Origin of the sequence: Myxococcus sp. CA005, assembly GCF_006518205.1 — a bacterium.
GTDB classification, from domain to species: Bacteria; Myxococcota; Myxococcia; order Myxococcales; family Myxococcaceae; genus Myxococcus; species Myxococcus xanthus.
This window is the reverse complement of sequence record NZ_SRLV01000005.1, coordinates 25,817-48,568: the sequence shown is the minus strand read 5'-3', so window position 1 is coordinate 48,568 and position 22,752 is coordinate 25,817. Positions and strand designations below refer to the sequence as shown.

At 67.9% G+C, this 22,752-nt stretch carries 21 protein-coding genes; 7 read left to right on the top strand and 14 right to left on the bottom strand.

Going from position 1 to position 22,752, the window contains the following annotated elements; translation table 11 throughout:
• Window positions 1-9: 9 nt before the first annotated feature.
• The 3 genes from FMQ63_RS03345 to FMQ63_RS03335 form a co-directional block, all read right to left on the bottom strand.
• Window positions 10-1,467 (bottom strand): hypothetical protein, encoded by a 1,458-nt coding sequence (locus FMQ63_RS03345; RefSeq protein WP_225909882.1) that lies wholly within the window; start codon window positions 1,465-1,467, stop codon window positions 10-12.
• A gap of 206 nt (window positions 1,468-1,673) precedes the next feature.
• The gene (locus FMQ63_RS03340) at window positions 1,674-1,856 is read right to left on the bottom strand and encodes a hypothetical protein (protein WP_020477576.1); all 183 of its coding nucleotides are present in this window, start codon (window positions 1,854-1,856) and stop codon (window positions 1,674-1,676) included.
• A 476-nt stretch (window positions 1,857-2,332) separates the two neighbouring features.
• Window positions 2,333-3,100: a helix-turn-helix transcriptional regulator gene (locus FMQ63_RS03335; RefSeq protein ID WP_011552290.1), complete on the bottom strand. Its 768-nt coding sequence runs from the start codon at window positions 3,098-3,100 to the stop codon at window positions 2,333-2,335.
• Window positions 3,101-3,192: 92 nt separating this feature from the next.
• On the opposite strand from FMQ63_RS03335, the gene FMQ63_RS03330 reads away from it, so the two are divergent.
• From FMQ63_RS03330 to FMQ63_RS03315, 4 genes are all read left to right on the top strand, one after another.
• Complete coding sequence (locus FMQ63_RS03330) at window positions 3,193-4,410, top strand: MFS transporter (RefSeq protein ID WP_011552289.1); 1,218 nt, start codon at window positions 3,193-3,195, stop codon at window positions 4,408-4,410.
• Window positions 4,411-4,812: 402 nt separating this feature from the next.
• Window positions 4,813-4,989: a hypothetical protein gene (locus tag FMQ63_RS03325; protein ID WP_153881070.1), complete on the top strand. Its 177-nt coding sequence runs from the start codon at window positions 4,813-4,815 to the stop codon at window positions 4,987-4,989.
• A 178-nt stretch (window positions 4,990-5,167) separates the two neighbouring features.
• Window positions 5,168-5,671, top strand: coding sequence for a cytochrome c nitrite reductase small subunit (gene nrfH / locus FMQ63_RS03320; protein ID WP_020477575.1), 504 nt, complete (start codon window positions 5,168-5,170; stop codon window positions 5,669-5,671).
• On the top strand, window positions 5,668-7,152 hold the full coding sequence (locus tag FMQ63_RS03315; protein ID WP_011552286.1) for an ammonia-forming cytochrome c nitrite reductase subunit c552: 1,485 nt from the start codon (window positions 5,668-5,670) through the stop codon (window positions 7,150-7,152). The genes nrfH and FMQ63_RS03315 overlap by 4 nt, the downstream gene beginning before the upstream one ends.
• Window positions 7,153-7,203: 51 nt before the next feature.
• Here the strand turns inward: FMQ63_RS03315 and FMQ63_RS03310 are convergent, their stop codons facing one another.
• Window positions 7,204-7,671, bottom strand: a complete 468-nt coding sequence (locus FMQ63_RS03310) for a DUF2147 domain-containing protein (protein ID WP_011552285.1) — start codon at window positions 7,669-7,671, stop codon at window positions 7,204-7,206.
• Window positions 7,672-7,913: 242 nt separating this feature from the next.
• On the opposite strand from FMQ63_RS03310, the gene FMQ63_RS03305 reads away from it, so the two are divergent.
• Entirely contained in the window at window positions 7,914-8,570 is a 657-nt protein-coding gene (locus FMQ63_RS03305; protein WP_011552284.1) for a biotin transporter BioY, read from the top strand.
• Between the two features lie 62 nt (window positions 8,571-8,632).
• Here the strand turns inward: FMQ63_RS03305 and FMQ63_RS03300 are convergent, their stop codons facing one another.
• The 7 genes from FMQ63_RS03300 to FMQ63_RS03270 all read right to left on the bottom strand — a co-directional run bounded on the left by FMQ63_RS03300 (window position 8,633) and on the right by FMQ63_RS03270 (window position 18,276).
• Window positions 8,633-11,530 (bottom strand): CHAT domain-containing protein, encoded by a 2,898-nt coding sequence (locus FMQ63_RS03300; protein WP_216608922.1) that lies wholly within the window; start codon window positions 11,528-11,530, stop codon window positions 8,633-8,635.
• 58 nt (window positions 11,531-11,588) lie between these two features.
• The gene (locus FMQ63_RS03295) at window positions 11,589-12,128 is read right to left on the bottom strand and encodes a hypothetical protein (RefSeq protein ID WP_228556354.1); all 540 of its coding nucleotides are present in this window, start codon (window positions 12,126-12,128) and stop codon (window positions 11,589-11,591) included.
• Window positions 12,129-12,159: 31 nt separating this feature from the next.
• Complete coding sequence (locus FMQ63_RS03290; protein WP_225909880.1) at window positions 12,160-12,894, bottom strand: hypothetical protein; 735 nt, start codon at window positions 12,892-12,894, stop codon at window positions 12,160-12,162.
• Entirely contained in the window at window positions 12,891-13,412 is a 522-nt protein-coding gene (locus FMQ63_RS03285; protein ID WP_225909879.1) for an RNA polymerase sigma factor, read from the bottom strand. Before FMQ63_RS03285 ends, FMQ63_RS03290 begins: the two co-directional genes overlap by 4 nt.
• A gap of 367 nt (window positions 13,413-13,779) precedes the next feature.
• The gene (locus FMQ63_RS03280) at window positions 13,780-16,041 is read right to left on the bottom strand and encodes a sialidase family protein (protein ID WP_141276546.1); all 2,262 of its coding nucleotides are present in this window, start codon (window positions 16,039-16,041) and stop codon (window positions 13,780-13,782) included.
• A gap of 269 nt (window positions 16,042-16,310) precedes the next feature.
• Window positions 16,311-17,834: a hypothetical protein gene (locus FMQ63_RS03275; RefSeq protein WP_225909878.1), complete on the bottom strand. Its 1,524-nt coding sequence runs from the start codon at window positions 17,832-17,834 to the stop codon at window positions 16,311-16,313.
• A gap of 202 nt (window positions 17,835-18,036) precedes the next feature.
• Window positions 18,037-18,276 carry a hypothetical protein gene (locus FMQ63_RS03270; RefSeq protein ID WP_141276544.1) on the bottom strand — a complete coding sequence of 80 codons (240 nt, stop codon included), beginning with the start codon at window positions 18,274-18,276 and terminating at the stop codon, window positions 18,037-18,039.
• Window positions 18,277-18,422: 146 nt separating this feature from the next.
• On the opposite strand from FMQ63_RS03270, the gene FMQ63_RS03265 reads away from it, so the two are divergent.
• On the top strand, window positions 18,423-19,409 hold the full coding sequence (locus FMQ63_RS03265) for an alpha/beta hydrolase (RefSeq protein WP_011552278.1): 987 nt from the start codon (window positions 18,423-18,425) through the stop codon (window positions 19,407-19,409).
• 108 nt (window positions 19,410-19,517) lie between these two features.
• Window positions 19,518-20,438, top strand: coding sequence for a hypothetical protein (locus tag FMQ63_RS03260; RefSeq protein ID WP_011552277.1), 921 nt, complete (start codon window positions 19,518-19,520; stop codon window positions 20,436-20,438).
• Window positions 20,439-20,885: 447 nt separating this feature from the next.
• Here FMQ63_RS03260 and FMQ63_RS03255 read toward each other — a convergent pair whose 3' ends face one another.
• From FMQ63_RS03255 to FMQ63_RS03245, 3 genes are all read right to left on the bottom strand, one after another.
• A complete protein-coding gene (locus tag FMQ63_RS03255; protein WP_020477571.1) occupies window positions 20,886-21,224 on the bottom strand; it encodes a hypothetical protein in 339 nt (112 codons plus the stop codon).
• A gap of 131 nt (window positions 21,225-21,355) precedes the next feature.
• Window positions 21,356-21,568, bottom strand: coding sequence for a hypothetical protein (locus tag FMQ63_RS03250; protein WP_020477570.1), 213 nt, complete (start codon window positions 21,566-21,568; stop codon window positions 21,356-21,358).
• Between the two features lie 472 nt (window positions 21,569-22,040).
• Window positions 22,041-22,730, bottom strand: coding sequence for a ferredoxin (locus FMQ63_RS03245; RefSeq protein ID WP_011552273.1), 690 nt, complete (start codon window positions 22,728-22,730; stop codon window positions 22,041-22,043).
• Window positions 22,731-22,752 lie beyond the last annotated feature (22 nt).

The following is a 22,752-nucleotide window of genomic DNA, read 5'->3' as shown; positions in this document are numbered from 1 at the left end:
GTTGAAGGACTACTCGCAGCTGCCCTGCCGCAGGTACGACAACAGCGAAGCATCGTTCTCTGAAGCCGGCTCCGCCCCCACCAGGCACTGCCCCTGGGCGACGACCACCTGCGAGTCATTCGCGGAGAGCAGCAGCTCGCCCGTCACCACCTGCAGGCCGCCCTTGAAGCCCGTGGCGCTGTTGGCGGGCGCCGCGCGCAAGCTCGGTCCCCCTGCGCCCCCGCTGAGACGCAGCCGATAGGTCGCGTCCTCATACGCCGCGGGGATCTCCGACGCGGGGTCCGCCTTCAGCGGCGCCAGGTAGAAGCGCGTCACCAGGTCGAACTCCGGCTGCACCTTCAGCAGCGGCGCGCCGTCCGCCCCGCGCGTCAGCGTCACGTCGAAGTGCCGACCCGACTGCTCATTGAGGTCCAGCGCGAAGAGCTTGTCGTTCCCCAGGCTCAGGTGGGTCTGCGCGTCGCCAAGGCCCAGGTTCTTCACCACGAAGTCCGTCTGGTTCTCCGTCGCCTCGACGGAGTACGAGATGCCGGCCAGGGACACCGTCCAATCCTTGCCACGCAGCGCCGGCGCCAACCCCGTGTAAGGAAGGCGAACCTCCGTGGTGTTGAGGTCCAGCGAGAAGCGCGCGCGCTTCGCCTGGCCGTCCGCCTCGAACGCCACGAGCGGCACCGCCCGCGCGGAGGAGAACGCGAAGGTGCTCCCCTCCAGCGCCAGCTCCAGCCGCAGCGCGTCCAGGATGGAGGCGCTGACAATCCAGTGCGACTCGCCCTCCTTCGTCACCTTGAGCTCAACCTGCCCCACCATCACCTTCGGCAGGAACCCGGCCGACTCGGCGTCGAGCTGCTCCACCGCCCCCTTCAAGCCGCCCAGGTCCACCACCAGCGAGACGGCCTTCGGCAGGAAGCGCAGCGCCAGCGGCTCCGCGCGCTTCGCGCCGATGAGCAACTCCAACTCCAGGGAGTCGTCCCCCAGGTTCGTCGCGCGAACGCGCAGCTGCGCATCATCCACGAAGCGGACACAGTCCGCGTCCGCAGGCGCCCTGCCGTCCGTGCAGATCTGCTCGCCCTTCAAGCGGAAGACGGTGGCGTTGTCCTCCGTGGACTCCACGTTGGCCTCGGTGAAGACGCGCTCGCGCAGGAACCGCTCCAACTCGTCCGCCTGCGCGTCCACTTCATCCGCGTCGAACAAGGTGGACAGCGCCTCGCCTTCGTCACCCACCTGCAGCCCAGGGAGCGGCACGCCCTCGAAGCCAGCGCCGAACAGCGCCATCGCGTCGTCCAGGCCATTGAGCGTCGACAGGCCGCTCACGGTCTTCATGCTGCTGCTGACACCTCGCAGCGTCTCCGCCGACCGGGAGGCGGCGATGTCGGCGACCTTCTTCGCGTCGGGAGCTTCATCGGAATCACAGCCCGTCGTGACGAATGCGACGGCCGCGACGGCCGCGAGCCAGGACCTGGAGTTCTGCATGGGGTGTTGCTCCTTGGGGGTGGGTTGACAGTGCCCCCTCATCAGCAACGACCGCGCCAACCCATACCCCCGGTGTTTCCAAGGGTTTTCGACACACCCTTGGCCTCAAAGTCGGAGTTGCCATGACATTCCTGTCATGACGCGCCTGTCGGCGCCGGTGCCAGGATGATGCTTGCGCGATGCGGGGCATTCCCTGAGGCATCCCCTCAGATGTGCAGCAGCCTGTCCCTGCGCTCCGGCGTCTTCACGCGAACCGCCTTCAGGCCCATTCCGAATTTGAGGTCCTTCACGTCCCGGAACGTCTCCTCCGTGGTGAAGCGCCGGCCGTAGGTGTCCAGCAGCTCCTGGGCCGTGGCCTCGCCGAAGCTGGTGGCCAGACACCAGTCCACCGACTACGCCACGCACTCCGCGCACGTCGCGGATGCATACACCCGCTCACGCGCCGCGGGCTTCGTGCCCTACGTCACCGTACGCGCGATGGAGCGGATGACGGTGAACGCCGGGTGGGACCCGCAGTCGCCCGTCCCGCCCGGGTCAACAGCTCGTCTCGACGAAGCACCGCGCCTCGAATGCCACACGAGGCGCGGTGCCCACCTTCAGCGCCGCCAGTGGAAAGCCCTGTGGAGTACGTGCGAACGGTTGAGGGGCGGAAGCAGGCAGCGGAGCCAACCTGTCTACCGAAGCGGCGCTCCCGCACCTGACCGGCCTCGGCTTGCCGTCAGCTCCCAGCGGTGGGGGATGCCACCTTCAGAGAGGCCGTTCGCTCAGGGCGCGTATGCCTCCGCCGTGGCAAGTTGGCGGGTGCCATCTTCGCCCCCCACGACGAGAACCCTCGAAACCGAGCATGCTTTGGCTTTCTATGTGGTCATGTCCTGCCGCGCAGATACCGCCTTGGCGTTTCGCCGGTCATCTGGCGGAAAAAGGCGATAAAGGCGCTGTCGCTGGCGAAGCCCAAATCGAAGGCCACCCCGCTCACGTTCTCTCCCGAGGCCAGCAAGTCCACCGCCCGCAGAAGCCGCCAGCTCTGCCGCCAAGCCTGGTAACTCATACCGGCCTCGCGCCGGAAGATGCGAGTGATCGTGCGAGCGCTGGCTCCCACCAGGTTCGCGAGCCCAGAGAGTTCGGGCGGCAATTCGTCAAGATTGAGCCGCGAGAGGCGCGGATCGCTCGGCACCGGCAAGAGCATCGGCTCGCGCCGGGCCGTCCGCAGCTCATCAAGGCAGACCGCCAGCAGGTTCGCCGCAGCCCCCTGGTTCCAGTCGGTCTCAAAGGGCGCATGGCTGATCCGTTCGAACACCTCACGCAGAAGCGGTGTCATCGACAGGATCGCCGACCCCTCGGTCGGGGGCGCGATGCGGGACGTGTCGAGATAGATCGAGCGATATTCCACCTCACCGCGGATCAACACGCGATGCGCGGTCGCCGGCGGAATCCATGCAACCCGGATCGGCGGCAGCATCGAAATCATGCCGGGTAGCGCAATGCGGATCGAGCCGGCGTAGGCGAAGAGGAGCTGCCCTCTTTGATGGCTGTGCAGGCCGGAATCGTGGCGCACCAGCAGCGAGGCGATGCCGCTGACCGGCGCCGCCTGCTGGTCGGGGTCGAAAGGGTCGCTGGGCGCTAGCCAGGGCACTTGTCCGATTTCCGATGGAAATTGTCTTTCCGTTTGTAATACGCGGAGGCCCGAACGGCTAGACGTGATGGCGAATCGTCGTTGAGGTTGCCATGTCCCCCCGTCCGCCGTTCCTGCTCGCCATTCTGCTCCTGAGCTTTCCGCAGATCGTTGAAACCATCTACAGCCCAGCCCTGCCGCTGATCGCTACGGCCTATCGCGTCACCCCAGCCGAAACGGGCCAGACGCTGTCACTCTGGTTCGCAGCCTTCGCTTTCGGCGTGGTGGCCTGGGGCCGGCTCTCCGATCTGTGGGGCCGCCGCCCGGCGCTGCTTGCGGGCCTTGCGCTTTATGCGGCGGGTGCGGCTTGGGCCATGGTCGCCAGTGATTTCTCACATTTGCTGGCCGCACGGCTTATTTCCGCCTTCGGGGCGGCGGTTGGATCGATCGTTACCCAGACCGCGCTACGCGATAGCCATGCTGGGCCGGAGCTGGGCCGGGTCTTCGCGGTGCTTGGGCTGGCGCTGGCTATCAGCCCGGCGGTGGGCCTCTTCGCAGGCCAACTGCTCGCGGCCAAGGCCGGTCACAGTGGCGTCTTCGCGGCCCTCGGCCTGCTTGCGGCGTTCATGCTCGGGTTGAGTCTCTGGCGCTGGCCTGAAACCCGCCCCGCTACTTTGTCTGTCGCCCCATTCTGGCCCACCTTCCGAGTCATGCTCCGCGATCCCGGCATTTGGCGCTGTACCCTGCTGATCGCCGCATTCAATGCCGCGATCTTCGCCTGGTACCAGCTTGGCCCCTTCCTCTTTGCCGGGTTGGAGAACCCCTGGCTCTCATTCGGCCAGAGCGGTTTCCTGCTCGCCGCCGGTGCGCTGGCGGGGGCGCTGATGAACCGTGCCCTGTTGCGCCGCGGTTGGACGGCGGAAGCGCTGATCGCGCTCGGCGTCCTCCTCCTGGGGGCGGGGACCGCGCTCGTCATCCTGCTCACCGCGCTTCTGCCGCAGAGCCTGGCCTTCCTGAGCGGCGTGACGCTGATCTCGTCCGCATATGCCGTCGCGATCCCCAATGTGCTGGGCATCGCCCTGCGAGCCTATGCTGATCGGTTCGGAACTGCTGGCGCAGTCCTGAGTCTCTTCTACTACAACCTCCTCGGGGCGGGACTGGTGATTGCCGGCTACGGGCAGCGCCTAGATTTTGCCTTGGCCGTCTGCGCGCTGCTGGCGGCGATCGTCAGCGTCCGGCCAATGAGGTGCAGAGGAGCGTTGAGTGAGGAGTCGCCGCCGGGGGGCAAGTCCCGAATCCCGTGTAGTTCGTCAGGAGGGGGTCGGAGCTGAGGGCTCCCGTCATCTAGCAAGTGGATCAGCCAGCGCCTGCCTGGCCGCCACGTGCGAGGGAGCTGGCGCCTGGGCAGAAGGACGGCCACCAGGAAGCGTATGGTGGCCATCGACGAAGAGCAGGTGCGGGGGTTCCTCTCGGAGGTATTCGGGGTTGTCCTGGCCGAGCGCAAGCAGGCCGTCATTGCGTTGGACTGCCCTGAGGGACGCGATGCAGGCGCCCCGTTGCTCCAACACCGGATGGAGGTTCCTCCGTCTGAGCGTCGCCGACGTGGCCACCGCGCCCCACGCGCCGAGGCTTCGACTGTCCTGGTCCGGCCCTGTCCCCCATGCTGGCGGACATCGAGGCCATCATCCTCAACACGGACGGCGTGCACAGCCACGCGGCGCACCGCCTCCCTTGTGGACGTCCTTGAGGCCCAGCAGTCACTCGGCGCGTACCTGCTGCTGCGCGAGCTGCGCGGCACGCTCAACGCCAGCCTGTCGTCGCTACCACTTGAAGAGCAAGTGCTGACCGAGGACCTCGGCGACACGCATCTCAGCCTCGCTGTCTCCGCACGACCAAGAAGTGGACCGTGAACCTCCGGGCCCGTGCCTTGGATCCAGAGGTTTCACCACGCGTGTTATGCGACGCAAATGCTGCGCGCCTCCCGCATGGGCGCAAAAATTTCGCAACCCGGCTCCGGCCTCCCAAACGGCGTGGAAATTCGCACGCGATTGCGAGATGGGGCTAGCCGTCTGCACAACCGTTGATACGGTGTTCCGCGTGTCCTCGGCCTCCCGCACACTCCTGGCAGTGGCCCTGGGGCTCGCCCTGGGCTCGGCCATTGGCATCGGTGGCTACACCTTCGCGTACGCGAAGGGCGCGGCCTACCTGCATGACGACCCAGCCGCCTGCGCCAACTGCCACATCATGACCGAGCAGTACGATGGCTGGCGCAAGAGCAGCCACCACGCGGTGGCCACCTGTAACGACTGCCACACGCCGGCGGCGCTGGTGCCCAAGTACCTCAACAAGGCGAGCAACGGCTTCTGGCACTCCTTCTACTTCACCACCGGCACCTTCCCGGACCCCATCCGCATCCGCCCCGCCAACCGGCAGGTGACGGAGAGCGCTTGCCGGAACTGCCACGCCAGCCTCGTGGAGAGCATCGAAACGCCCCACGCAGACTCGCTGCAGTGCCTCACCTGCCACAACTCAGTGGGGCACCCCGAAGGCTCCGGGAACCCCGAACTCATCCATCAGGAGGTTGAACGATGACCGAGCCCGAGAAGCAACGGCGCTTCAGCGGCGTCAAGCTGGTGATTGCCGTGGCGGTGGCCGCCGCTCTGGCCGCCGCTGGCGTCACCGCGCTCCTGGTCAACATCATGGAGCGCAAGCAGGAGGCGAAGAATCCCTTCTACCGGGTGGTGGAGCTGGACGACACCATCACCGACCCCGAGGTGTGGGGACGGAACTTCCCGCTTCAGTACGACAGCTACAAGCGCACCGTGGACCAGCAGCGCACCCGTTACGGCGGCAGTGAAGCCGTGGCGCGCACGCCGTCCCAGGCGGACCCACGCACCGTCGTCGCGCAGAGCCGGCTCGAGGAGGACCCTCGGCTGGTGACGATGTGGAGCGGCTACGCCTTCGCCACGGACTTCCGCGAGGAGCGCGGCCACGCGCACATGCTGGACGACCAGGTCTACACCGAGCGCCAGCACGTGACGCAGCAGCCGGGCACCTGCATCCACTGCCACGCCAGCGTGTACGTGCCCTACAAGAAGCTCGGCGACGGCGACCTCATCAAGGGCTTCGAGAAGATGAACCAGATGCCCTTCATGGAGGCGCGCAAGCTGGTGGAGCACCCCGTCTCATGCATCGACTGCCACGACCCCACCACGATGCAGCTGCGCGTGACGCGGCCTGGCTTCATCGAGGGCATCGCCGCGCTCAAGGCCAGCCAGGGCGTGCCCAACTTCCGGGTGAATCAGGACGCGACGCGCCAGGAGATGCGCACGTACGTGTGCGGGCAGTGCCACGTCGAGTACTACTTCAAGGGCAAGGAGAAGCGCCTCACGTACCCCTGGGCCAAGGGCATCAACATCGATCAGATCATGGCCTACTACGACGAGGACGGACACTCCGACTGGACGCACGAGCTCACGGGCGCCAAGGTGCTGAAGGCGCAGCACCCCGAGTTCGAGATGTACAACCAGGGCATCCACGCGAAGAGCGGCGTGGCCTGCGCGGACTGCCACATGCCGTTCATGCGCGAGGGGGCGATGAAGGTCAGCGACCACCAGGTGCGCAGCCCGCTGCTGAACATCAACCGCGCGTGCCAGACGTGCCACAAGTGGAGCGAGGCGGAGCTGCTCCAGCGCGCGGAGACCATCCAGACGCGCACCTTCGAGACGCGGAACATCGCCATGGATGCGCTGGTGGACCTCATCCATGACATCGAGGCCGCGCAGAAGGCGGGGCAGTCCGAGGAGGCGCTCGCCAAGGCGCGCGACCTGCAGAAGCGCGCTCAATTCTACCTGGACTTCGTGGAGGCGGAGAACTCCATGGGCTTCCACGCGGACCAGGAGGCGGTGCGCATCCTGAGCAACTCCATCAACTTCTCACGCCTGGGCCAGAACGCGCTGCGTCCCAGTGGTGGCGCCTCCACCAGCCCCACCACGCGGCCTCAAGGCGCTCCGGCGCCGCTGACGCCCGTGTCCACGGATGGCGCGGGTGAGACGCAGCAGGGCTCGAAGTAGGCACGGCGAGCGGAAGCGGGAGGTACCCGCTTCCGCCGTCCGCCGAAGCTGCTACTCGGCGCGCACCCAGTACTGGGTGCGGCCCAGCAGCGACATGCCGACGTAGCCGCGGACCTTCAGCTTCTTGCCCCCATCCTCGACGGCGACCTTGCACTTGTAGGTCTTGCCATTCGCCGGGTCGAGGATGCTCCCGCCGGACCACTCGTCATCATCCTTCTTCAGGTCGCGAAGGATGGTCATCCCGATGATGGGCTGGTTCTTCAGCGAGCCCTCGCACTTGTCGCAGAGCGGGTTCTGCTCTTCCTTGGGCTCGCGGAAGAGCTTCTCGATCTTCCCGTACAGCTTGCCGTTCTCCTCGTAGATGGCGATGACGGACTTGGGCTTCTTCGTCTCGTCATCGATGGTCGTCCACCGGCCGACGGCGGCATTGGTCGCGGCGGGGGCCTTGTCCTCGGCGAAGGCGTTCGAGGCCAGCAGCAGGGTCAGGGAAGCGAGTCCAAACCAGCGGGTTGCGTTCATGTCTTGGTGTCCTTCCGCGCGGGGGCTCACGCAGGAGGCACCATGCGTCCAAGCCCCGCATCACTTCGTTTGTACTCCACCGCCGTGCCGGCACGCAGCCCTTCCTGGCACGCAGTGCGCCGCTCAAACGTGCCGCCTCGCGTCATGGCTGTCTCATCGCGGTGTTATCGAAGTCGCCCAGGCGCTCCCAGGAGCAGACTCGACGGAGGAATGCGGGTTTCTCCGGCGTTGCACCTCGAGACATGAGCGTGTACCCCAGCGGCGCGCCGTGTCCTCGCGGTGTCCGATTCTGGAGGCTCCGCCTGACGCTCGCCGCCACTGCCCGCCACTGCCCCCGCGTGCTCGCCGATGCGCTCGCGCGTTCCCGGGCCCACGACGTGGCGCTCGTGCTCGGCGGCGCGCTGCTCACGGCGGGGCTCGCGCAGGTCTCAATATCGGTACCAGGTTCACCTGTTCCCATCACGGGTCAGTCCCTGGGCGTCATCGTCGCTGCCGCGGCGCTCGGCCCCGTGCGAGGCATGGCCGCGCAGTTCCTGTACCTCCTGATGGGCGCGGTGGGCCTGCCGTTCTTCGCGGAGGGCGCCAGCGGCCTGGAACGCATCCTGGGAGCAACCGGTGGATACCTGGTCGGCTTCGTTCCAGCCGCCTTCCTGGTGGGACTGGCGGCGCAGCGTGGATTCGACCGGCGGCCGTGGACCGCGCTGCCGCTCTTTGCCGTGGGGCAGTTGGCCGTCTTCGCGGTCGGCCTGCCCTGGCTTGTCCTGTCCGCCCGGCTCGGCGTGGCCAAGGCTCTTGGCGTCGGCTTCACACCCTTCCTTCCTGGAGGGCTCCTCAAGGCCGCCATCGCCGCCGTGCTGCTGCCCCTCGCGTGGCGGCTGGTGGGGCCGCGCAAGGTCTGACGCCTCGACGTCGGTCCCGTGCTTCGTCGCCGACGCGCATGTGAAGAAGGCGGCCAGCGAACTCATCGACCGCTGAATCGGTGACCTCGGGCATCTCCCGCGCGCCTCACTGGCGTGGAACGTTCGGAGCTTGAACGGCCCCAGCGCCGCAACGCGAGGAGCCCGAGGAACGCCGCGACAATGACAAGCGCCCCAGCCAGTCCAGACACCATGGGCGCACCATCCTCGCGAGGCGCGGCGACCACCAGCGCGGCATCGCCGAGCACCACCAGCCCTGCCCAGGCCGCGGGTGGAAGCCCCGCGTCGATGGCCTCGAGCTGTGCGGCCCGCAGCGCCGCGGAGACACTCAAGCCCTTGGCCAGGTGCCGGTAGAAATGCTCCACCAGGTCCGCCGCTTCCTCGTCGCGCAACGGCCACAAGCTGGCCACCACCGCGCTCGAGCCTGCCTCGAAGAAGGCCCGTGCGAGGCTCAGCACGCCCTCTCCCGGCAGCACCGCTCCGGAGGCGCTGCGGCACGCGGACAGCACCACCAGCGCGCCATCGAGACGCAGCTGGATGATTTCGCGCGGCTGGAGAATGCCGTCCTCGTCCTCCGAGCCCGGGGCGAGCACGAGCGCGGAGCGCTCCGGCGCTTCGGCGTCCACCACGGCGTGCGCCGCCAGGTGCAGAACCCGGAGCAGCGGCAGGTCCGCGCGCTTGAGCGCGCGCTCAGAGGCTTCCGTGCCCACCAGCAGCCGGGGGACGACGCGGGTGCCTCGAAGCTCCCGCTCCACCCCGAGCCCTTCGCGACGAGCCTCGGGCAGCGCGCCGAGCTGCGCGGCCTCGTCGAAGATTCCAGCCCGAGAGCGCGCCGCAGGCCGCGCCCCCCTCTGTTTCAGGGCCCACTCAGGGTCCGCCAGCACCAGTGCATCACCGATAGGCGTGAATGGGGCCTCCCCGTGCCAGTGCCGCCACAAGCTCGCCGAGGGCACCAGGGCCAGTTCGTAGCGAGCGACCAGGGGTGGCCCGTCCCGACGCTCCCGCAGCGCGGCGAAGGGCAGGTCATGCAGCGGCCCGTCCGGAACCAACAGCAGCCGCCGAACCGTGGGTGGCAATCCCGCGAGCGCCGGGCCGAGCAACTGCGCATGAAGCGCCACCGCCGCACCGCGCTCGGAGTCATCCCTGCGCTCGACGAGCCCGGAGAACAGCGTGGCCGCCGCCGCGAGCCGCGTGCGCTCGGGGATGCGATGGACGTGGGTTCCCTCCCCTGTCACCACGAACAGCCACGCACCACCCGCCGACGTTCCGGAGAGGTCCTCGTCGTCCCCCACGAGGAAGACCAGCAGCGCTTCGTCCTCCCTCAGCCCCTTCTCCACGGACGCCAGTGAGGCGAACTCCTGCACACTCTTGTGAGGCGCCGGGCGCAGGTCCCGCTCGCGGTGCTCCAACTCCTGGAGTTCATTCAGGGCCGCCTCGCGTCCAGCGCTCGTCAGCGACGGGTCCAAGAGCTGGCGTTGGACCACCACCAGCCGCGATTGCACCTCGCTTCGCTGCGCCCGGCGCTCGGGCGTGTCCCCGGAGTCCGCGCGTGCTCGGAAGGCGACCAGGGCATCGAGCAGCGTCCTCGCCCGGAGCCGTTCGCTCACGGCGAAGGCCCGCGACACAGCCTCCCTGAAGGGGAGCGTAGCGGGCTTGCCCGTCGCCCCGCCAGCCTCCAACGTCCACCCCGCGAGCCGGTGGTAGTCGCGGGCCCACGTCGCGAACAGCTCCGCCTGGCTGGAGGCGTCACTCTGCGTCTGGCGCAGGGCCTCCAGCGCGTCCAGGGCGCGCTCGGCATGCTCCAGTGCCTGGGGCAAAGGCTGTGTCCGGTACGCCACCGTGCTGCGGCCTCGAAGGGCCAGCGCATGGAACAGCGGGTCGTTTACTTCGGAGACCAGTCGCAGTGACGCCTCCGAGTCCTGAATGGCTCCGGTCGGGTCCACGCCTGCCCGCCGCTCCGCGCGCGTCCAGAGACACGCCAACCGCCGCTCGTCCGAATCCAGCGACTCCGCGAGCGCCATGCAGCGCTCCATGAGCGCGTCCGCCTCACGGCGATCCTCGGGGGTGTCTCCCAACAGGTCCGCCGTGAGACGCACCGCCCGGGCCACCAGCGTTGGGTTCCCCGCCCTCTCCGCGGCGGCCATGGCCTGCCGCGCCAACTCCAACGCTCGCGCCCGGTCCGCCGGCACATGGTCACGCTCGAGCCGCCGCAGCGTGACGTTGGCGAGCGTGAAGCGCGCATGCGCTTCCAGGAAGAGGTCGCCAGTGCTCCGGGTCAACTCCACCAGCCGGGCATTGACGTCCGAGGCCTCCTCCAACCGGCCCAGCCGCTCGCTCACCGTACTCATGACGGACAGGTACTGCTTCTTCAGCCCTTCCGCGCCGTCCGGGAAGACGAGCGACTCGGCTCGCTTGAGCACACGGAAGGCCCGGCCCAGGTCGAGCTCCACCTCATAAAGCTGGCTGGCCTCGACGATGAGCGCGCGTGCGTGGAGCTCCGGCCGACCGGAGGCGCTCGCCACCTCCACCACGCGCCGCGTCCAATCCCAGGCCTCCTCGGTTCGTCCTTGAGCCAAGAGGATGGCGCGCAGGTTGATGGCCGCCAGCACCTCGCCCTCCGCATCCTGGAGCCGGCGGAACGTCTGCGCCGCGCGAAGATAGGGACCTTCCGCCTCCTTGCCGCTGGACAGCATCCCGACATGCCCGAGCACCAGGGGCAGCCAGCCATGCTCAGGGTGACGCTCCATCAAGGCCGTCAGCTCGCGCACCACAGCGTCACGAGCGGAAGTGACCTGGGCACACTGGTAGAAGCACATCGCCGCCTCCCGGCCCTCTGGCTCCGAGGCGAAGCGCGCCCGGCACGACTCGAGCGAGGGAGGCTGGGGGCGGCCTGACGCCGCGGAGAAGGCCAGGGCCGGACACACCGAGAGAATGGCCCCCATCAGGAAGGAGAGGAGCCTTCTGTTGTTGCATTCGGACCGGTGCGTCCGGAGTGGCACGTCAGCGGGTGGGCGGAGGCGGCGGGTCGACGGGCTCGCACTTGAGCGTCACCGGCCCGGGGGGAGGAGGCGGAGGCCTGGGCATCGGAACCAGCTCGAAATAGCAAACGAGGGCTCCGGTCCAGGAGGCCGGCTCCGCAACGGACCAACGCTCCACCGTCACCGCCGCCGCGGAGAGGGTTTCCGCGCTCACCGTCGCAATGGCGCGCGCGAACACCGGGGTCGCGGTGGGGGTCCGGTAGGTCAGCCGCAGGGGCGTCTCCTGGTCCACCACACCCGCGGTCTGCGCGACGACGGCACCGGAGTGGTCGAGGAGTTGGAGCGTCACGAACTGGCTTTGGCCCGTGCGGACGCCCGTCTCCACCACCGAGGCCACCACCAGGTCGCGCGCCTCGCCGTAACTGAAGGCCGTCTTCACCGCGCGGGTGACGGGGACCGACTGGCTCCAGGCCTGCCCTGCCCCACCGGCCACTCCCATCAGGAGCGCCACCAGCCCTGCTCGCATCCACCGCCGTGTCTTCATTCCCAGCTCCGTTCTCATGAGGTCCCCCGTGGACTTCGGATCGCGCGCTTCACTCCAACCGGTTGACGAACGTGGCGCCGCGAAGCACCTGCCCGTCCGGCAACCGCGCTTCCACCTGCCACAGCAACGTCGTTCCCGGATGCAACGGCGCCAGCACCTCGGCGGGCACCCGGTACTCACGCGTCTCCAGCGAGTCCACGCGGTGGACCCAACCCAGGTCCTCCGTGGACAACCGCACCGACCAACGGGTTCCCTCGGGACCGCCGCTCCAGCGCAGCACACAGGCGTCGCGCTTGAGAGGCACCGCCTCTGGCACCTGGGAGGCGACCGCCGCCGTATCGCCGCCACGCAGCCGCGGCGGCTCGGGCTCATCCCGCATCACCACGCCCACGACGATGAGGGCCAGGGCCGCGGTCGCCGCCACACCCCACAGGGGCTGGCTCCACGCGAAGCGGAAGCGGCGCTTCTGCCGAGCGTCACTGTCTCGGCGCCGGGTGCGCGAACCATCCGCCAGGGGCTCCACGGGAGGCGCGGCCTCCTCGGCAGAGCGCGTCAGTTCGTTCGCGAGCCGCCAGGCCGCCGCCCAGGCCGGGTCCGCCGCCACACGCTCGACGACCGCGCGGCGCTCCTCGGCGGGAAGCTCGCCGCTCACCGCGCGCCAGACGAGGTCCGCATCCACCGGCGCCTCCGCGCGCTCCACCGGGTCCTCGGCACGCACGGCGGCGCGCAGACGTTCGACGGTGGCATCATCGGGCTTCGTCTCGTCGCGTCCTCGCTCGCTCACGGCTCGAATCCCTTCGTGGAGAGGCACAGGCGCAGCGCGGCCAGGCCGCGGTAGATGAGGTTCTCGGTGCGCTTGTCGTCCCAGCCCAACAACCGCGCGGACTCCGGCACGCTGTGGCCCTGCAGGAACAGCGTCACCGCCAGCCGACGGTCCTGGACCAGCTTGCGCAGACAGTCGCGCACGGCCTGGGCAATCTGGGAGCCGCCCGCGGCCTTCTCCGGGTCGCTCGATGCCACCGGCGGCTCGGACAGCGACTCCACCTCTTCCAGTTGGACCTCACGGCGGCGTGACACGTTGCGCAACTCGTCCACCAGCGCCGTGTATGCGACGCGATACAGGTAGGCGGGGGTCAACCGGCTGCGGTCCGGCTCGCGCCGCTGCAACTCCATGACGCGCATCATGGCCGTCTGCACCAGGTCATCGCGGCGATCGGCCATCCGAGGCGGACACACCCGGGCCACCGCACGGGCCAGGTCCTCTCGCAGCCGCTCCAGCACGTCCGAGGGGAGAGAGACCATGGCCTGTGCCGGCCTGTGTCGTGGCTCCACGTGGAAGTTCCTCCGAGGTGCATTCATGGTCATCGAAAGGTCCCTCCCGCGGCAAGTGTGGTGGCGAACGTGAGGTGCCCCGGCGCCTGGCGGAGTCGATTTCCCAAGTGAGCGTGGCATTGGAACGGGCCGTCGTGGGCGTCTTGCCACCCGAACGGAGGGCGGGATTTTTTACCCTCACTTCACCCGTACGATTTCCGGCGAGTGCGTCTGGGCCGGGCGCTACGGCAAGGCCCGGTGGTATCGCCTGGAGTGGCAAACCCACCGGGCCGCGGCCCCCGCCATGCGCGCCGACACCTACAGAGACGCAACCCGCCCCATTTCGGCGCGGCCAGCCTCAACGCTTGACGCGAAGCACCTGGAAGCCCACGCCCGCGCTCCCGAAGCCGCTTGCATCCTCCACGCGCACCACCAGCTCTCCGGATGGCAACGTGCCCCAGACATCCGCGCGCGTCAGGTCCGCACCGCTCATCCGCTCGAACCTGCGTGACTCCTGCCACGTCACGCCGTCTTCGCTGATGAAGAGTCGCGCGAACACATCACCGGACGCATGGACGTCCCCATGGCGGGACCACGCCGTGCCCATCACCCACCCGCCCCCGGGCACCGCGGTGAGCGAGTACGCCGGCCCCGGCAGCTCCATCAGCGAACTCACGGTCCCCTCCGGGGACAGGCTCAGGAGCTTCGGGTGCTCGGGCTCGAACAACGTTGACTGGCCGAAGAGGAGTGCCCCGCCTGTGTGCACCACCCCCGTCTGGGCATTGGCCTCATAGCCACGCAACAGTGACGTCCAGGTCCGCCCCCCATCCGTGGAACGAAGCACTGCTGCCTGCGCCTCGCTGCTCCCCATGGTCGCCCACAGCGTTCCCGTCGCCGGGTCCGCCACCAGGGCATCGCCGTGCCGTTGCGCCGTGAACATGGAGCGCACGGACCACGTGGCCCCGCCGTCCGTGGAGGCCCATAGCCGAAGCGGCACGGCGGCCGAGGTAAAGGTCTGGTACTCGAGGAAGAACCACGTGCTCCCCAAGCGCGCGAAGCTCTGGGGCCCCCGCGCACGATACGTACCGAGGCGCAGCGGGTTCCCCCACGTCATCCCCCCATCCGTGGAGCGCTGGAGGACATACTCTCCGCTGTGACTGGCCACCGACAGGAGCGTCCCCCCCTCCATCGCCGCCACCGTCCACAGGTTGCCACCCCGCTGCCCTCGATCCGAAAAGGTGCGCCCACCGTCCGTGCTCGCCATCAACCGCGAACGCGGGCCCTCAGCGGGAATGCCGTACAGCGTGCCGGCCCCGTCCACCGCGAGCAGTTCGTGCGTGGAATGGGAGCGCACGAGCTCCAGGACGAAAGGACCCGGCCCCGGCCCAGGCCCAGGCCCCGGCCCCGGGTCCGGGTCCGGCGGAGGCGCTTCATCGAGCACCAGCGATACCCGCGATACCCAGCCCCGCGAGCCCGCGTCCACCGCCTCACCAAAGAGGCAGGGCACCTCGCCGCTGCCCTCCGGCAGGACATCCACGGCGTTGAGATAACCCTTGAACGTCGCATCCCCGTCGAGCGTCACCGCGCTCCCAAGCGTTCCATCCTCGCCCACCGTGCGCACGCGCAGCTCGTAGTTCGCGTTGAGCGTCCGCACCCGGTTGTAGAAGACATACAACGTATCGCCGATGCGGGTGATGGCAGGCTGGGTCGCCCAGTCCGAGCTGCTCTCTACCAGCACCCGAAAACCGAAGCTGTTCCCGTCGAAGTGCCGGTAGTAGAGCTGCTCCAGCTCATCCTTGTAGACGAGGTGCATGCCGTCTTTCCCATCCGCCACCGCGCTCAACGCCGCGCCATGGTAGATGCCGTCGGAGAAAGCCTGGCGCACCGGCGCCCACGTGCCCTCCGGGTCCGAGTCGGAGCGGATGCGCATGCGCGCGGGCTCCCAGCCGTCATGCATTCCGTACAAAAAGACGAGCTTCGTCCCCAGGCTGAGCAACCGTCCCCCACCCCGCCGGCGGACCTTGTCTAGCGCCTGAGTCGAACCGAAGTGCTGCCCCCCATTCGTGGACACGGACACCACCGCCGTGGCGCCGCCGTCGAGCTCCAGACGGAAGGCCTGCACCCACAGCCGTCCCTGCGAGTCTCGCGCCAGCAAGGCCCGTGAGTAGGCCGTGCTGGCGTCCGCGTCGAACACCCGCACCGCGGGTTCCGGCGCCCAGGTATCCGCCCCGGGCTGATAGCGCCACCACTGGAAGTAGACGTCGTGCTGACTGGATGCCGCGAGTTGTGGCCCCTCGTAGGAGTAGACAAGTGCCACATCCATGCCGACGGCCAGCAGTTCCGCCCGGTCCGTGTGCGCGGCGTTGGGCTGGATGTCCCCCACCCGCCGCAGTGTTCGCAGTGCGTCCTCGGAGCGGTAGAGCACCAGCCCCTTGCCGTCCACGCCCCCGTGCTGGATGGCCACCAGCCACGTCGGCGGACGACTGCTTCCGGTTTCGATACGAACAATGTGGCGCTGGGCCGGGAGCGTCAGGGCATTGCCCCCGCTCACCGGCACCAACGCCGATCCACTCGCCGCCGCCACCACCACGGCGAGCAAGGCACCAGCCAATCCCGTCATATGTCCCCTCCGTGAACGTCTCGGCGGGAAGCTGAGCGCGGGAGCGCACGAACGGAAGGAGGCCCACGCACTTGAGACGATTCCACCGGAAGGAGTGAACGGACCCCTGCCCGCGGAGGCACTCGCCATCCATGCGCACCGGCACCAACACGACCGCCCATCACCAGACAGTTCGAATCAGTAAGATGCCGTCTCGGAACCGAGCGCGGTGACAGACGCGATGGGCGATGGCCGGTGGAAAACCGCTGGTCGCGAGGCAGCGGCCTCCGTCACTGGTTGGCCAGCGCCGTTCGCAGGCTGTCGAGCAGGTAGGAGTTGAGTTCCTCGCTCGACAGCTTCGGCTCCTCCCGGAGTCGGGCCCGGGCGAACTGCTGCCACTCGTGCAGTTCTCGCGGTGTCGGATCGCGCTTCATGTTCGCCGGCATCCCCCGGTAGGCGTGGAACATGAATTCGTAGGCCTCCCGGATGAAGCGCTCGATGTTGAGCTCTGCGGGCTTGCTCATGCCCGTCAGCTCGTTACGCACCGCATCCCGGATGGCGTACTTGAGCTCCTCCGGGGTGATGTCCGGGTTCTCCCGCCGCTTCTCCGCCGAGAAGGCGCGCCAGGACTGCATCTCCTCGTCCGTGGGGGCACGGGACGCGCCCAGGTAGCACAGCGACACCCAGCCGATGGCCTCCATGATGAAGCCATCGATGTTCGCGGGAGACAGGGTGTCCAGCCCCAGCGCCTGCGCCCGGATGGCGTCGGTGATGGCGTGTCTGAGCTCCTCCGGCGTCATCTTCGGGTTCTCGGCGAGCTTCGCGGTGGCGAAGGCACGCCAGTGCGCCATCTCCGCCGGGGAGGCATGACGCTCCTTGCCCTCGTAACACATCGAGACCCACCCGATGGCGTCTTCGATGAACCGTTCGATGTTCGCGGGCGACGCGGAGTCCGTGCCTGTCATCTTCGCGCGGAGGGTATCGGTGATGGCGTACTTGAGCGCCACTGGAGACATCTCCGGGTCCTCCCGCAGCTTCTCCGCCGCGAAGGCGCGCCAGTACGTCATCTCCGCTGGGGAGGCATGACGCTCCTTGCCCTGGTAGCAGAGCGTGACCCACTTCACGGCGTCATCGATGAACTTGTCGACGTTCTCCGGTGACGTCGAGTCCATCTTCATCACCTTCGCCCGCACCGCGTCGATAATGGCGTACTTGAGTTCGTCCGGCTGGATATCGGGGTTCTCCCGCTTCTTCTCGGCGGCGAAGGCGCGCCAATGGCGCATGTCTTCTTCGGTGGCGTTACGCGACGCCCCCTCGTAGCACCAGGTCACCCAGCCGATGGCTCCGGAGATGTACAGGTCGATGTTCTCGACCGTCGCGACATCCAGCCCGTCCCGCTCGAGCCGCAGCTCATTCGCGATGGCAGAGCGGACCTGCTCGGCGGTGATTTTGGGGTCGTTGGCGCGAAGCTCACGCGCGAAGCCCAGCCACTTGGACCGCTCCGGTCCACGCGGCCACCGGTCGCCCTGGAAGATTTCCCGGAAGGCCTCGTCGACGCAGCGCGCCATGCGCTCATCGGTCAGCAGGCCCAGCAGGGAGGGGAGAACCTCCCTCGCATGGGCCGCCTGCTGCATCGCGTTGGAAGGGCCCAGGGACTCGATGTTGTAGTGGCGGGCAGCAGCGACCGGCGCGGCACGCTGGGCCGGAATCACCGAGCCGAGCAGGTCCACGAACGCGCGGGCGGAGTTCATGTCCGCCACGGTCCGGACCTTGGACGCGGAGACAGAAGGCAGACGCTCACCAATGCTCGTCACGAATCCCCCGGGCGAATGCGTTCTCATTGCCTCCGGTGGATTAAGAGGCCGGGCCGGGGGGCGATAGGCCCTCTCTCAAGAAAAGGCATCTTCCGGAGCGGCCCCCTCCTACGTGGACTTCCTGGTGAAGGCATTCAGGCGCCAGGACCGGGCTCGGAAGCGCTCAGCGGGTTGGCCGCATCGAACCGACGGACAGGCGCCTTCAGTCACAGTACCTGTACATCGTCCCCAATGAGCATCCCGGGCGCTTGCCGGTTCCCTTGCAGTACGGTCCGTCCTTCATCGCCTTGTCCTTGGCGATGACAGCCTGCAGGCTGTCTCCCTGGGTCCAGTAGAGGCACTCGTACACCGGCCCCGCCATCGGGCAACAGCCGCAGCCACAGGCTTCATACGTATCGCCGACATCGGGCGGAGCGCCCTGTGCCGTAATGGGGTGAGGCATTGGGGCGTTACACCCCACCGTGAACGCCAGTAGCACTCGCAACGCACGCATGTGGGGACAATAGGGGTCACCACGCGGGCGTGCCCATCCGCCAGTTGCCTGACAGCTGCTTTGCGAGTGTCACACCCATCCGGTATGGAACGCGCATGACTCGCCCGACCTCATCGACGGACTTCGATCCACACCTGGCCCCGCTCCTCCCGCCGCTGAAGGGGTATCTGCCCTTGCAGATGACGTTGGAGCAGCTCGAGCACTTCCGCCGGTTGAGCCACGTGACCCGGGACACGCTGATTGGCGACGCGCAGGTCAGCTGCGTTGACTACAGCATCCCCGGGTACCAGGGCGCCGAAATCGTGGTCTCGGTCATTGCCCGGCAAGGCCACTCGGTTCCCGGTCCCGCCGTCTATCACATCCATGGCGGCGGCATGGTGATGGGCACCCGCTTCGCGGGGGCGAAGCCGCTCGTGGAGTGGGCGCTCCGCCATGATGCGGTCTGCGTCACCGTCGAGTACCGGCTGGCGCCCGAGCATCCAGCGCCCACCCTGGTGGAGGACTGCTACGCCGGCCTGGCGTGGATGGCGGCGCACGCGGACATGCTCCGGTTTGATCCGAATCAGCTGGTCATCTTCGGCGGGAGCGGCGGCGGAGGGCTCGCGGCGGGCACCACGCTTCTGGCTCGGGACCGGCAGGGCCCTCGGCTGCTGGGCCAACTTCTGCAATGCCCGATGCTGGATGACCGGAACGAGACGGAATCCGCGCACCGATACGATGGCGTCGGCGTCTGGGACCGCACCAGCAATCTGACCGCATGGAGAGCCGTGCTGGGAGACCGCTGTGGAGGCCCCGAGGTGTCTCCGTATTCCGCACCCGCGCGAGCATCGGACTTGAGCGGACTGCCGCCCACCTTCATCGACGTCGGAGGAGCGGAGACGTTTCGAGATGAAGCTGTCGCCTATGCCCGCGGAATCCTGGCGGCGGGTGGGGAGTGCGAGCTGCACGTCTGGGGCGGAGCCTTCCATGGCTTCTATGACATCGCGCCGCAGTCCGACCTGGCGCGCGCATGCATCGCGGCACGCGACGCGTGGATTGCACGGATGTTCGCCCGCGGCGCCATGAGCCCGTGCCCTCCGTAATGAAAATGAAGTTGGCTCAACGGGCTGCTGGCGGGCCGTGTATCCGAGACACCTGCCACTCCGTCATCGTCGCGCTACGTCTCCCCTCTTGCTTCCAGGAATTCCCCCATGTTCCATGCGCACCGCGTCCCCCGTATCCTGGTCTTCGCCCTGCTCCCGGTCCTCTCCGCCTGTTCCTCTTCCGAATGCACGGAGAACCGCGACTGCGCGTCCCGTGGACCGGACATCGTCTGCGTGGAGGAGACTTGCGTTCAGGCCTCCCTGCCCGACTCGGGAACCGTCGACGCGGGCCTCGAAGACTCTGGGGTGGACGCGGGTTCGGCGGAGCCAGGCTCGGATGACGGTGGCGTGGACGCAGGCTCGGGCGATGCCGGCGCTCCGGACTCGGGCACGGATGCCGGGAGTTCCGCGCCGGAGGCTTCGCTGCGCATCACGGAGATCAACCCGTACGTTCAGCAGGAACTCATCGAGCTGGTGGCCGTCACTGGTGGTTCGCTGACGGGCATCTCCCTCAAGGAGCTCACCAACTCCGATTTCACCTTCACTTTCCCTCAGGGCTACACGGTGGAGACGGGCGCGGTGTTGGTCCTCCACCTTCGCGGCACCTGCACGGATGCCCCTGGGAACCCGGCCTCCTGTGGCCAGGCCGCCCCATTCACCGCCGGGGCATGGGACTTCAGCATGCCGGGCTCGCTGAGCTACTCCGGCAAGGTCTTCGAACTCTTCGCGTCGGATGGCACCCCCATTGACGGCGTTCCATTCGTCCGAGCCTCCGGGGAGATGCCGTCCAACATCGTCGCCGCGGTCCAGCGCCTGCAGGCAGACCGGGTCTGGGACCCGACGCCTTGTGTGCATGACCTCCAGACAGGGTTCGCCCGTGACCGGTACTGCCGCAACATCGCTGTGGACTGGTCCAACATGAACGCGGACGCAAACGTCATGCGCATCGCCGGGGACTCGCCGCTGACGACGCCCGGGACTCGGACGCAGTGGAGCAGCCCACTGCCTTCACGCTGGGGCACCTACTAGCGAGGTCGGCTCCGGACGCCGCAAGGAGAGAGCATGTCGCGGCACTGACGCTCGTATTCCAGCTCGCCGCCAGTCTGGCGCCCGCGCTCGGCATCGTGGCAGTGGCCGCGCTTGCCCTTCTCCTTCTGCCCGCCGTGCCAGGCACCGCCCGCTAAAAGAGAAGCGATGGCCTTGCCCCCCGCGCTACCAGTCTCTTCGGGCGTCCAGGCGGCGGCTGACTCCGCGTGAGCCCCCCATGGCCATTGCATAGAGGGCGACTGGGGCCCCATGGCGGACGAACTGGTCTGTTCGTTTCGCCAGCGCATCCTCAGCAGGGGAAGAAGCGCATGGGGTAGCGCGTCTCGCCTTCGGAGGCCCCCGCGTGCGGCGTGGGGCCCCAGTTGCAACACCCGCTCACCCAGGGAGCGACGGCCGCCAGGTGACGCATGGGCCTCCTGTCAGGCGCCCTCATGCCGGCGAGACGGGGGCCGGTGCGTTGCCCTTGAGCAAGGCCAGCAGTCCGGCGAGCAGCCCGACCCCAGGCGAGCCTCCAAGGAGCGCTGCCCCCAGGATGGCCCGCGCGTAGTCGTCCCCTGTCGGTGCGCCCGACGCTTCGGGGGAGCTGAACATCCACCAATAGGCTGATACGCCCACCAACACCGTGGCGGCTCCGGAAATCAGCAGGAACCGCTTCCACGAGCCGCGCCCCTTTCGCACCGCGAACAGGTGGATGAGGAGTGACACGGCCCCGAGCACGCCCCCGCCAAGGAGCGCCAGAAAGAAAGACCCGATGACGAAGATTCCCATGGCGCAGCATCCTAAACGCCCGCTCATGAATCTCGCACGCGCTCAGGCGGCGCGCCGCAGATGGACCTTGCGGAGGATAGGACTGGCGCGCCGCTGGGCGTTGCGAGCGTGCAGGTAGGCATGGACGCGCCTCATGAGCTTCTGGAGGTGGCAAGCGCACGGCCCATGGTGGCAACCGACACCCGCGCCAGGCCCCGGCGCTCCATCTCCAGCGCGAGCAACTCCCGCGTCCACGTCGGGTGGCACCAGCCCACCTCTTCGGGAGTACCCGCCAGCACGCGCGAGAGAATGGCGAGGAAGCGCTCATCCACCTTCGCCTCGCCATTGGCCGCCCTGCGGTCCAACAGGGATTTACGCCGTCCCGTCCGGTAGCGATTGACTGCGGAGACGACCGGTTGCCGCAGAGGTCGGAACCTGCAGGGTTGCCATCAATGCAGTCTGCTGCGGTGCAACCCCGAGCGGCGTGTCTGCGACGAGGGTGGTACGATTGACATGTCCAAACGGATCATAATCAGCAACGCCCGAAACCCGGCGATTGGCATCCATGGTAAGGACAGGTTTTCCAATCGAGTCGTGACAATGTAATACAGTCCACAGGGGGCAGGTTCACCATTTGGATGGGCCGCTTGGGCCGGCATGTGCCCCGAGGGGCGGCGCACAGCCCGCGTGTCACCCTCCAGCGGCCCTTCTTGGCCCCTCTTCACCAGCCTGCCGCCCTCAACAGGGCTCCTATCCGTCCTATCCTTTTGTGGAGGTCGCACCGCGCTGCTGACCGGGGTGCGCCGGGGAGCTGGCGCCCGCGGGCTGTGCGTCGCCTTACCAGGGGCGGGCCTGGCCCGGAAGGCCACGTTCCCACTCCTCCTGCGAGTACCACTGCACCGCGCCCAGTTCCCCTGCGCCCTTCAGCCACTCCGCGATGATCTCGGACACCGTGATATTTCCTGCATGTCGGAGGAGCCACCGGCCTGGTACGTCGCCGATGGGGTTGGCCGTCACTTCGTGGAACCCATTCTCGGTCCAGGAGAACGAAAAGGAGGCGCTGGAGGCGCGCCTCTCGATGTGAGTGGTTCGATAGTTGGGTTGTTGGCCCGTCAGCCAAAGACGGAAGCGCTCAAGCACAGCCGCTGACTCCCAAGCGCGAGTATCGAGACGCTGTGCTTCGACGGAGACGTGGTTCCGCAAGACAGGGCGGATCCCTGCGGGCAGAGGCGCATCGCACTGGTCGCCTTCCCCCGCTTCAGTGAGTCGGCGCAGGATGACGGGGTGGGTCCCCCGGTACCGAACGCATCCGAACTCCTGGCAGCGAACGACCATGAGCGCGCGGTCGACCTCTTCGGGGGTGGTGGGCTGTCTCTGGACGTAGCAGTCGCCGCCAAGTCGTTCGGTCGCGAACGCGAACGTCTCTGGCGCAATGTGTGTGGGGACGCCGCATGCGGCGCAGCACTGGTCCACGACATAGAAGTCGCCAGGCACGTTCATGGGATGGGGCTCGTGCTGCTTCGACATGCGGTTCTCCTTGAGAGCGAGC